9 protein-coding genes and 1 rRNA gene are annotated in these 11666 nt (G+C 43.7%); 8 read left to right on the top strand and 2 right to left on the bottom strand.

Annotation, left to right across the window (positions count from 1 at the left end):
• Window positions 1-1194: 1194 nt before the first annotated feature.
• From rrf to DESHY_RS06475, 8 genes are all read left to right on the top strand, one after another.
• Window positions 1195-1311, top strand: a 5S ribosomal RNA gene (gene rrf / locus DESHY_RS06510).
• A gap of 522 nt (window positions 1312-1833) precedes the next feature.
• Complete coding sequence (locus DESHY_RS06505) at window positions 1834-3888, top strand: alkaline phosphatase family protein (protein WP_008411365.1); 2055 nt, start codon at window positions 1834-1836, stop codon at window positions 3886-3888.
• Window positions 3889-3965: 77 nt separating this feature from the next.
• Window positions 3966-4289, top strand: a complete 324-nt coding sequence (locus DESHY_RS06500; RefSeq protein WP_008411364.1) for a thioredoxin family protein — start codon at window positions 3966-3968, stop codon at window positions 4287-4289.
• A gap of 300 nt (window positions 4290-4589) precedes the next feature.
• Window positions 4590-5801: a thioredoxin-disulfide reductase gene (gene trxB / locus DESHY_RS06495; protein WP_008411362.1), complete on the top strand. Its 1212-nt coding sequence runs from the start codon at window positions 4590-4592 to the stop codon at window positions 5799-5801.
• 31 nt (window positions 5802-5832) lie between these two features.
• On the top strand, window positions 5833-6174 hold the full coding sequence (locus DESHY_RS06490; RefSeq protein ID WP_008411361.1) for a thioredoxin family protein: 342 nt from the start codon (window positions 5833-5835) through the stop codon (window positions 6172-6174).
• A gap of 306 nt (window positions 6175-6480) precedes the next feature.
• Window positions 6481-7362 (top strand): DMT family transporter, encoded by an 882-nt coding sequence (locus tag DESHY_RS06485; RefSeq protein WP_008411360.1) that lies wholly within the window; start codon window positions 6481-6483, stop codon window positions 7360-7362.
• A gap of 92 nt (window positions 7363-7454) precedes the next feature.
• Window positions 7455-8351: a LysR family transcriptional regulator gene (locus tag DESHY_RS06480; protein WP_008411359.1), complete on the top strand. Its 897-nt coding sequence runs from the start codon at window positions 7455-7457 to the stop codon at window positions 8349-8351.
• Between the two features lie 199 nt (window positions 8352-8550).
• Window positions 8551-9357: a DUF169 domain-containing protein gene (locus tag DESHY_RS06475; RefSeq protein WP_008411358.1), complete on the top strand. Its 807-nt coding sequence runs from the start codon at window positions 8551-8553 to the stop codon at window positions 9355-9357.
• Between the two features lie 70 nt (window positions 9358-9427).
• Here DESHY_RS06475 and DESHY_RS06470 read toward each other — a convergent pair whose 3' ends face one another.
• Together DESHY_RS06470 and hcp are read right to left on the bottom strand one after the other, a co-directional pair.
• Window positions 9428-9991, bottom strand: coding sequence for an HPP family protein (locus tag DESHY_RS06470; protein WP_008411357.1), 564 nt, complete (start codon window positions 9989-9991; stop codon window positions 9428-9430).
• Window positions 9992-10166: 175 nt separating this feature from the next.
• A complete protein-coding gene (hcp, locus tag DESHY_RS06465) occupies window positions 10167-11507 on the bottom strand; it encodes a hydroxylamine reductase (protein WP_008411356.1) in 1341 nt (446 codons plus the stop codon).
• Between the last annotated feature and the right edge of the window lie 159 nt (window positions 11508-11666).

The following is an 11666-nucleotide window of genomic DNA, read 5'->3' as shown; positions in this document are numbered from 1 at the left end:
GAAGGATTAGTTGTTGGGAGAAAAGAGATCGTGAGGAAAGATGATGGCGAAACTGAGAGTAGTGTAAGGAGGGAATGAATGAAGAAAATGAAGAGGATGTGTAAGCATATCAATCAGAAGCATAGAAAAACTCTATAAAAAGTAAAAGATAATGCTTTAATGAAATAAAATCAAGCGAAGATAGTAGTATGACTTGAAAAAGAAGAAAATGATAAGAATTATTACGAAAAATGATATGATATTATAATGATAGACATATGACTAGAGTATAGGAAAGTGTGAATAAATAGAGTGAGGAAAGGAGCCAGGTAATCGCACGTTGTAGTCTCGATTACAGAACAACGTGATGCGCCAACAGTACGTATTCACTCGTACTAGTCTCCAAAGGGCTATCAATAGAAATCAGAGACAACAAGAGATAGATTAAATCATACACACAGCATTAAATGAAAACACAAATAAAGCTGAAAGACGCGAAAATGTTCAACTCCCTTGATAGTTTGCACCAACAAGCAGACAAGAACACTATAGAAGAGTAATAAATAATGAAGAGACTCTATAAAACGTAGAAGAACAAGAAATCAAACATTAATAATAAGAAAATAGAAAAGTAAACAAAATAAGAATAAAAGTAAAAATATCAAAATAAAAAAAGATAAAAGGAAAAAAATATAAGAAAATAGAAAACAAAGAGAAAATAAACTATATAATAAACACAAAATTAAGATAGAAAAGAAATAGTTAAAAAATATGAAGAAAATAACAGATACAGAAAGCAAGGAGCGAGTGAAGACAAGATGGAGATAGAGTAGAATGCACTAAAATCAATAGTGCGTAGAGAAAATACAAGAAGATAGAAGCAAAACGAACCTGGACCAATTTACATATATGTAAAAAGGAAATAGGGCTTGGGCGAGGGGAAAAAAAATAGCATGCCCATTGAGAGGCGGCAAGTGCATGACAGAACAGATAATTGCTCGATTAAGATCATGGTTATAGAGGCATAAGCAGCGGAACGTCCTATTGGAAACAGTAAGAATGCCCCCACGTCGACTAGTCAGGGGGGGGGGGGTGTAAGCACAGCAATGTGTTGAGCCGACCGGTACTAATAGATCGAGGTCTTGACCTAAGAGAGCGATGCAAGGCTGTTTAGTTTTGAGGGAGCGATAGGCTTCTGAGTTAAGTAAATAAGTTTCTGGTGGCGATACCGGAGGGGGTACACCTGTTCCCATCCCGAACACAGCAGTTAAGCCCTCCAGGGCCGATGGTACTTGGGGCTCACGCCCCTGGGAGAGTAGGTCGCCGCCAGAGTAAGTTTATATATTAAGAAAGTGATCTCCAAAGCCATACTTGGGAGATCACTTTTTTGTTGCCCAAAACGGCACAAGCCGCAGTTGCCGCAAGCTGGAGATTTTAATTTTAATTAAGGAAATGCCTTAACTCCCATGGGCTTTGATATTCGTTAATTTTCTTGGGGCAGAAAAAATTTTATTCTATTAGATTAAGTTAAATTAAGAACCATTTTCGCTTGCTTAATTATGTAAATACTTACAGAAAAATATTTAAAATGCAACATCTTTGTTAAAAGGAATTAATAATTATGGTTTGTTCTCAGGCCTTGCGCTGCCAGGCCGGCAGGGGGTATATGTACTGTTTATACGGGTATAGACAGTCAGTATTGTACAGGAAACGACAGTATTTTTATAATTAAGATAGTTAGTGAAGGCTGGAACATGCACAGGCACTGACTGAGTAAGGATATGATGGCAGGCATGTTATGCTAATTTTTATGCATCTACTTCATGGGATCTTAAATGGAAAGGAGACAGCACTATGAAAAGACCGGCCCTTACCAATAAAGTATTGGTATTAGGCATCGACGGCATGGACCCGAAAATAAGCCGCAAATTCTTAGCGCAGGGCAAAATGCCAAACTTGCAAAAGTTAATTGAACGCGGCGCTGCCAGAGAAGATTTAACCTTATTAGGAGCAATCCCCACCATTACGCCGCCCTGTTGGACTACCCTTGCCACCGGGGCTTATCCGGGCACCCACGGTATCACCTGCTATTGGAGACAATCCCCGGAGAGCCTGGATGCCGTTGTTTACAATATGGATTCCCGCAATTGCCGGGCAGAACAAATATGGAATATTACAGCTGAGGCAGGCCTAAAAACACTGGTCTGGCACTGGCCCGGCAGCTCCTGGCCGCCGACCTCTGACAGCGAAAACTTAAATGTTGTGGACGGCACTCAGCCGGGATCCGTTAATATGGGTGTTGCACAGCTTGACTGGGAAAAAGTAATTGTGGCAACCCCTGATATTGATGAAGTGCGTTATGCCCCGAGGGTAGAAAAACCGGCCGGTGTAGGCTGCATTATTTCTGACCTGGAAGGCACCCTGGATTTAGATGAAGAAGTTGACGATGAAATGATGGAACTCTGGTGGGGTGACAAAGCACGCCAAGGCGGCGAAATCCGTACCTACGTCATGGATGATGAAGACACGGAAGTAGTAATAGGCAGTAAGGTAGCGTACGACATTATTAACTCTCCGCTCAGAGAGGCTAAGGGTTGGGCAAATGCTCCGGAAGGCGCCAAAGAGTTTACCATTTTAACTTCCGGCGGTGTTATGAGACGCCCTGCTTTAATTCTCAAAAATGAAGCCGGCGAATATGACAGGGTGGCCATCTATAAAAACAAAAAAGCAGAAACCCCCATTGTTGTCTTGGAAAAAGGCAAAATGGTAACCGGCATTATTGATGACGTTACTAAAAAAGAAGTTACCAAGCCGGCCTGCCGTTCCATGAAAATTTTAGAACTTGACCCCGCAGGCAATAAAGTGCGACTCTGGATCAGTAATGCCCTGGATATTTCCAATGACCAATTGTGGCACCCGAGAACTCTTTATAAAGAAATTGTGGAAAATGTCGGCCATGTGCCGCCGGTTAGCTTGATCGGCGGGGAAGATGACGAATTAGTGCGTGAAATTTTTGAGCCTTCCTGGCGGCTTTACAACAAATGGCAGGCTGATGCATTAAACTATTGCATTAAGGAAAAAGGTTATCAGGTTGTTTTCTCCCATTTGCACAATGTTGACTGCGCCGGTCACCAGCTATGGCACCTGGCCAAGACATTGCCCGAGTGGAGCCACACCGACGAAAAAACTTACCAAGGCTTTATTGAGAAGTTCTATGAGCAAACTGACGAGTATATCGGCGAATTCCTGCACCTGCTGGACGAAGACTGGACTGTGCTGCTGGTAAGCGACCATGGGCTGATTGTTGGTGAAAATGTGCCGCCCATTCTGGGTGAATACGGCGGTCTCAACACCAAAGTTATGGAAGAACTGGGTTATACCGTACTGAAGAAAGATGAAAACGGCAATACCTTAAGAGAAGTAGACTGGGAAAAAACAAGAGCGGTGCAAATTCGCAGCAACTATATTTACATCAACCTCAAGGGCCGTGACAAGTATGGCATTGTGGATCCCAAAGATAAATACGAGCTGGAGGAACAAATCATTAATGATTTGTATAACTACAGAGATCACAGGACCGGCAGACGTGTAGTGGGCATTTGTCTCAGGAATAAGGATGCAGTGCTGCTCGGTACACACGGGCCGGAATGCGGCGATATTTTCTTCTCCATTGAGGAAGGGCACAACAGATTGCACGGCGACAGCATTTCGACCTCCGAAGGTTATTTTGATACATCTGTTTCGCCGATTTTTGTGGCAGCCGGGCCCGGTATAAAGGCAGGATTTAAAACCGACCGCATTATCAGGCAGGTTGACGTTGCCCCTTCCATCTCAGTGTTACTTGGCCTGCGATTCCCGGCGCAATGCGAAGGCGCCCCAATTTATCAGATTTTCTCGGAAGAGGTTTGATAAATTGTTTTTAGGGCAGCCATCAGATAAAGCAGCTTTCTGATGGCTGCTTTCTAATAATAAAGGAGTGGAGCATCATGTCTTTGCAACAATTGAACGCTAACGATTTTGAAGAAATTATCTACGACAACGGGGAACCTTGCCTGGTAGTTTTTTCAAGGAAAAACTGCCATGTATGCAAAGAAGTAGTACCCATGCTGGAAGAGTTATCTGCCAAATATGAAGGGAAATTCGGCTTTTATAGCGTAGATGTGGAAGAAGAAAAGAATTTGATCCAGAGATTTTCTTTAAGAGGCGTGCCGCAAATTATTTTCTTTAATGACGGTCAACTGCAAGGAAAGCTGTCCGGCAGTGTTGAGGAAGAAGACGTAGAAGAAAAAATAGCAGAAATTATTGGCTGATTACTCAAAACAAGCATTTTCCCGGCCTTAACAGAGTAAGGGGCGGATAAGGTTTGCTTGCTACCAATAAGTCCTTTCCGAGCAGGGAAGGACTTATTTGTATGGCAGCTACTGTTAAGATGTAGGTGTTTCAGCGTTTCGTTATCTCTTATACCGGGTATAAGCATTGTGTATTTTACAGCTTCCGGCATACTTTTTATAATTTAATTGATTAGTGAAGCATGTAACATACACACCGGATGCTGCACTGCTTCCGTCGATTTTACGGAAACAAATTACAACGCTAACGAGGTGAAAGAAGTGTCAATTTATGATTTAATAATTATCGGTGGCGGACCTGCCGGTTTGGCGGCAGGTATTTATGGGGCCAGAGCCAGATTGAAGACCGCTGTTTTGGAAAAAGGAGCGGTTGGCGGCATGGCCTTTACAACCAGAGAAATAGTGAATTTTCCCGGCTTTAAGAGTACATCCGGGCCGGAGCTGATGAAAACCATAGCGGCCCATGCCAAAGAATTTGGCGCAGAAATCATTAAAGAAGAGGTTACAGAGGTTGACCTGAGCGGCGAAATAAAAATTATTAACACGAAAAAGGGCCGCCGGTATCAGGCCCGGGCTGTTATTTTGGCCCCGGGTTCGCAACCCCGCCTGTTAAATATTCCCGGCGAACGGGCGTTGCGAGGCAACGGTGTTTCCTATTGCGCCACCTGCGACGCAGAGTTTTATACGGACCTGGATGTAGTGGTGGTAGGCAACGGCGATGCTGCCATTGAGGAAGCGATGTATATTACCAAATATGCCCGCAAAGTAACGGTTATTGTCATCCATGACGAGGGTATTGTGGATTGCAACCGGGCCAGTGCCGAAAAGGCGTTTCAGAATCCTAAAATTGAGTTTGTTTGGAACTCTGTCCTGGCTGAAATTAAAGGTAAAGGCGAAGTTGAGGCGGTAGTTGTTAAAAACTTAAAAACCGGTGAGTTAACAGAACTTAAGGCTCACGGCGTATTTATTTATGTAGGTATGGTTCCCGGTACCTCCTTCCTCCAAGGACAAGTAGAATTGGATGAGAGAGGGTATATTATAGCCAACGAACAAATGGAAACCTCGGTGGACGGGGTATTTGCTGCCGGCGATGCCCGGGTTAAATATTTACGTCAGGTGGTTACGGCCGCTAACGACGGGGCTATTGCGGCAGTAGCTGCGGAAAGATATTTAGAAGAAGAACAGAGTTTTAAAGAAGAGGTCTTAAATGCAGATAAGCCGGTATTACTTGTATTCTGGAGTCCGGCCAACAGCGAAAGCATTAATTTGGCCGGCAGCCTGGAAGCATTAGTTGCAGCTCAGGGCGGCCAGTATAAAATAGTTAAGGTGGACGTATCCCGGAAAAAGCGTATTGCCCGGAAATATGGCATCACTGACATACCCTCTGTGGTGCTGGTAGAAAACGGCCGTCTCAAAGCGCAGCTAAGCGGCAATCTTAATCATGAGCTCATTAAAGAGCGGTTTAAGCTGTAGCTTTATTGAACAAAGGGGGGGGCTGCCCAATATGGGTTATGAGACATTTCAACGATTAACTCCATATAATTTCGATGATTGCACCTTCGAGAGCAGTACACCCTCATTAGTATTTTTTGCTGCAGAAAGATGTAATATTTGTAAAGAACTGCTTCCCATCGTGGAAGACCTGGTTAGTTATTATGCCGGTAGGCTAAATGTATATTACGTTGATGTCGATAAGTATGTGGAGCTGCACAAGCGTTTTGGCTTAAAGGGCATCCCCCAGCTGTTAATCTTTAAAGACTACGAATATAAGAAACGAATTGGCGGCTTGCACGAAAAAGAAGACATTATTGAAATGATTGACAGCATTATTAATAAGAATGAATGATATTGCTTCTGCTGATTTTCCGGCCTGTTAACCCCCTTGCGTTGGCAGGCCTTTTTTTAAGCAATTAGCTGCCACTTGCCGCGGGTATCACGTCATATGGCCACAAGAACCGTCTATATATATATATTTTGCTTATACCCGGTATAATCAGACAGTATTGTACAATATATGACATTATTTTTTATAATGAGTTTAGTGAAGGTAAGAACTTACACAATAAACTTTTTCTAAATAATTAATTAATCGCTTGCGAAACCTCCTGGCCCGCCAGGAGGTTTTATCAGTAGCTAAAAAGGAGATTCAACAATGCTGTTACAAGGTTATTTGTTTGTTATCTTATCTGCTTTAGGTTCAGCTGTATTGGCGGTTTTTTATAAACTTGGTTTTCTTATGCATGTTTCAATGAATGACCTTTTAGCCATGCGTTTTTTGGGGGCAGCTGCTATACTAACGGTTTTTGCCGCGATAACTAAAAAAATACAATTGTCAGTTATCAAATCTTCTTTTAAAGACTTGTTGTTGCAGTCGGCAGCCTATTTTTTGGCATCATTGTTTTACCTTATGGCTACCAGGCACTTGTTTGCGGCGGTAGCCAGCATGCTGTTTTACCTTTACCCGGCCATGGTAGTTTTAATTATGACTTTTTTTTACCACGAAAAATTAACTGTTAAGCGCATGCTGTCATTAGGACTGGTTTTCCTCGGCTGTCTTATGGTTATCAATATATTCAGCCAGAGTTTTCAAATAAACTGGCATGGCATAGGCTATGGCTTTGTGTCAGCCGTAATGTTTGCCGTTTATATTGTAAGGGGGCAAAAAACAAGCAGAGAGGTAGGACCAATTGCCATTGCCGCTTTAGTTACAACAATTTCTTCTTTATTGGCCATAATAATTTTACCGCCGCCGGCAATATTGGCCGGTCAGTTGACAGTGCCGCATTTTTTAATAGGTTTAGGCTCAGCATTTTTATGTACGGTTTTACCTGTAACTCTTTATTTAAGTGGTCTGGCAAGGTTAGGGGCTAGCCGGGCATCAATAACAAGTACGGTTGAACTGGCTTTTACCATAGGTTTTGCCTGGTTGTTTCTTAACGAAAAACTTTTGCCAATACAGTTGCTGGGCAGTGCCGTGATTATCCTTGGCATTGTTGTGTTGCAAACGGAAAAAGAACCGGCAGGAAATATCTAGCAATCCCGGCTGCCTTAAACAGCTTTTGTTAATATTAAAGATATATTATAATTGTTATTAAATATTGTTGTTGAATGAAACGAGGTGTCTGGATGCGTTTAGAACAGCTTTATTACCTGGTTGAAATATACCGCTCCAAAACGATATCGTTGGCTGCTGAACGGGCGCACATCTCGCAACCGGCCCTCAGTGCGGCCATCAGTAAGTTGGAAGACGAGTTGGGGGTTAATATCTTAAAAAGAACCAACCAGGGCGTGTATCCTACGGAGATAGGCGAATTAATCATCCAGAAAGCACAAGAAATAATCGAAAGCATTGAGGATATAAAACAAATTGCGAAAAGAAATTCTCTTGAATTAAACGGCAATATCTCAATGGCAGTGGAACCCGGCGTTAATCTTACTATTATGCCGGAAGTGCTGACAAATTTTAAGTACAACCACCCCAAGGTAAATATTTTTGTTAAGGTAGGCGAATCTAATAATATTTTGCGTGACGTCCAGTCGGGCAAAGCTGATTTCGGTGTTATATTAAAGACCGATGAGCTAATGCAGGCAAAGGATATTAATTTGAGAGAACTGTTTGTGGATGAATTAGTATTAATTGCCGGCAAACAAAGTCCCATTTCCCGTCAAGGATCCATAACTCTTGCGGAAGCCCTGGCTCAGCCGGTGGTTTTGTATAATACAGAATATGTAACCAATTGCGGCATTTCCGGCATATTGAAAAGGCATGGAGATTTTAATGTTTTGTTTAGGGTAGATAACCTGGAAATGCTGGAAAAAATACTTTTGCACCGGGAATGTGTTTCTTTTATACCTAAATTTATGGCTGAGGAGTATGGAAAGTTTAGTGAGATTGCAATAATTCCCATCAGCGACGTGCCGCTGGATATTACCATAGTTATTATCTGGTCCAGCCGCCATCACCTGTCAATGGTAGAAAAGGAGTTAATTAAAGGTATCAAATCCACATGCTGTGATGTATAAGCCTAATGACAATTATTAGGGTTGTTGACAAACCTTGGCGCGGTTTATAATCCTTTTTCACATCAAGTGCTGGTGTCGCTTCGCCAAGTCGCCGGCAGGAGAATATAAAACCGCCCCATTTAAAGTGTACAGCAGGAATAGCTGCTTCTTTGCAGAAGTATTTTGACAAAATATTTTTGCAAAGAAGGGTGGCGGAAGCGTGGAGAGCAAAATTGCCAGGGCGATAGAAATGAAATATCAGCCGGTCGGCGTACAATTAACTGATAATAAACCGGCCGAGGCGCTACAATTTAAAGAAGGCCGGTGGGGATGTGTGGCAGCCATGATGAGTGCTGCTGCCAAGGGGAAAACGGTGGTTTTTGATCGAAAAACATTCGGTTGCATCGGCGGGGGCACCGGCCTGGGTTTTGGCAATCAGTATGTCAATTTTCCCGGCGGCATCGAATATTTCTTATCAACCGGCAATAAGGAATTTTGCAACACCGAGATGGGTAAAAACATGGTGAGAAATTTGCCCGCTCTGGAAAATGGTGAGGGATATTTAAAAAGCCCGGAAATTGGAAGAAAATTCATCCAATGCTTGCCAATGACCGATGTTCCGACAGAATATGTGGTATTTAAACCACTGGAAAAATTTAATGAGGATGAAGTTCCTAAAGTAGTTACCTTCCTGGTTAATCCCGATCAACTGTCCGCTCTGGTTGTATTGGCCAATTATGACCGCGAAACCAACCTGAATGTTATTGCGCCCTTTGGGGCCGGCTGCCATTCCATAGGCATCATTCCCTACCATGAAGACGAATTGGAGAAACCCAGGGCTGTTCTGGGGATGTTTGATATATCCGCCAGGAAGTGTGTTGATAAAGATATTTTGTCCTTTACTGTTCCTTACAAAATGTTTTTAGAAATGGAGTCAAATGTTGCGGGAAGTTTTCTTGAGAAACATGAGTGGCAAAGGGTGCTGGAGAGAAACCGAAAGGGTGAGCGTTTTAACGATAATGCTTAATCCTGGTTAGACGGCCTTGCGTGCCAAGCCAAGACACCCGTTCATGAATTGAACGGGTGTCTTACATGTATTAAAACCAGAAGGTGGGGTATTTTCTTTTTGGGGAACAGTTGTTAATCAAAGCAGCCAAGATAACCAGAATAATGGCGCCCAGTGCCACCGGGGAAAATATATAACCAACTCCCTGGCCTGTATAAACGGCCACAAAGGCTGTAGCCCCGCCGGGCGGGTGCAGTGTGTTGCTTAAATTCATTAATAAGATAGCCAGCGTGACGGCCAGCGCAATGGTCCACCACCGGTGACCCAGCAGTTGATAGACCAGGACGCCGGCGGCGGCAGAAAGTATATGTCCTCCTACCACATTACGGGGCTGAGCCATTGGCACATGACAGGCGGCAAATAAAAGAACTGCAGATGCTCCCAGCGAAGGTACCAGCAACGGGATATGATAATAGAAATTTAATAAACATATAAAACCCATGCCAAGAAAGCTGCCGACGGCATTAAACATATGGCTGGCCAGACAAACCGGTTGACAGGCAGGACAGCTGCCCCCCCGCATTTTTTGGAAATAAACCAGCGCCCGTTGACTAAATGATAAATTGCGTTGCTTTTGCGCATCCAAGCGATCCATTAAAATCCCCTCTTTATATGCTAATGCTATAAAACAGCCGTTTGGTTACAAGTCAGATGTATTACACTTGCAATTATATAAAGAAATATTAATTATTGTTAAGCCTTTTGCCATGGCCAAAAGGTAAATATTAAACAGGCTTTAGCTCAAAGGGCTAAAGCCTGTTTTTGTTTTGTTAACCTAACATTTTAGCCAGGTCGGCTTTGGCATCGCCGCTGATTAGTTGCAGGTTAAAGGTTTTTTGCAGCACTTCCACCACGCCGGGGGTGAGGAATTCCGGTGCCTTGGGACCAACGTAGATGTTTTTAACCCCCAGGCTGAACAGGCCCAGCAGGATGGCTACTGCCTTTTGTTCAAACCAGGACAGGACGATGCTGAGGGGCAGGTCGTTAACACCGCAGTTAAAGGCCTCGGCCAGCGCCAGAGCAATTTTAACGGCTGAACCGGAGTTGTTGCACTGGCCCAAATCAATAAAACGGGGGATACCGGTGCCTTCGACAGTGCCGTAGTCAACGTCATTAAAACGGAATTTACCGCAGGATGTAGTAATAATGACGCAGTCTTTGGGAACGGCCAGGGCCAATTCACGGTAGTAATCTCTGCCTTTAGTCGGTGCATCACAACCGGCAATGACAAAGAAGCGTCTGATTTTACCTGCTTTCACCGCTTCAATAATTTGGGGCGCCAGGGGCAGAACGTTCAGGTGGTGGAAACCGGTGGTAAAGGTTTGTACTTCTTCAGCGGAACCGTTTATTTTATTGACAATTTTTTTCCACAGGCCGTCCGCCGGCGCACCGGGCAGTGCCAATGCTTTCTCAATAACAGGCGTAAAGTCTAACCCTTCAATCATTGTCACGCCTTCCAGACCGGTAATGCCGTAGCAGAACATGCGGTCAGCGTAGGTGGCGTCTTTCCTGATGGGCATAATGCAGTTCGTGGTGGCCAGAATAGCACCGGGGAAGGCCTCAAACACTTGTCTTTGATCGTACCAGGCTTTACCCACATTACCTTTCAGGTGCTTGTATTTTTTCAGCTCAGGGTAACCGTGGGCCGGCAGCATTTCGGAGTGGGTGTAAACATTAATGCCTTTACCCTCGGTTTGTTTGAGCAACTCTTTTAAAGCCAGCAGGTCGTGGCCGGTAACCAAAATGCACTTGCCTTCTACTTTATCATTGGTAACGGTAACCGGGGTGGGCACACCCAGCGTATCCAAGTGAGCTTTGTCCAGCAGGTCCATCACTTTAACGGTGGCGGTACCTACCTTTAAAGCCATTTTAATGGTTTCCTCAAGATTGAAGTTAACATTGGTAAGGGTAGAAAACAGGGCTTCTTCCATGATTTTATTTACTTCCGGGTCGGTGTAACCAAGTTCCCGGGCATGGTAAGCATAAGCTGCCACACCTTTAAGACCAAAAATAATCGTATCCTGCAGGCTGGCAATATTTTCATCCTTGCCGCATACACCTATTTTTGTGCAACCGCCTTTGGGAGTTTGTTCACACTGGTAGCAAAACATAATGTCAATTCCTCCTTTTATTATTTCCGGCCCGGCGGGCCGTGTTTTGTTTTCTGATGAGGTAATCATACCGCAAACAAAGGCGGCTGCCTGTGACCGGTGTCATGCAGCGGCTGTGATGTTAATCACAGAAAAAAGCAGAGCCTTTTACAAGACCCT

The organism is Desulforamulus hydrothermalis Lam5 = DSM 18033, assembly GCF_000315365.1.
Lineage (GTDB): Bacteria > Bacillota > Desulfotomaculia > Desulfotomaculales > Desulfotomaculaceae > Desulfotomaculum > Desulfotomaculum hydrothermale.
This window is presented reverse-complemented; position numbering and strand designations above follow the sequence as displayed.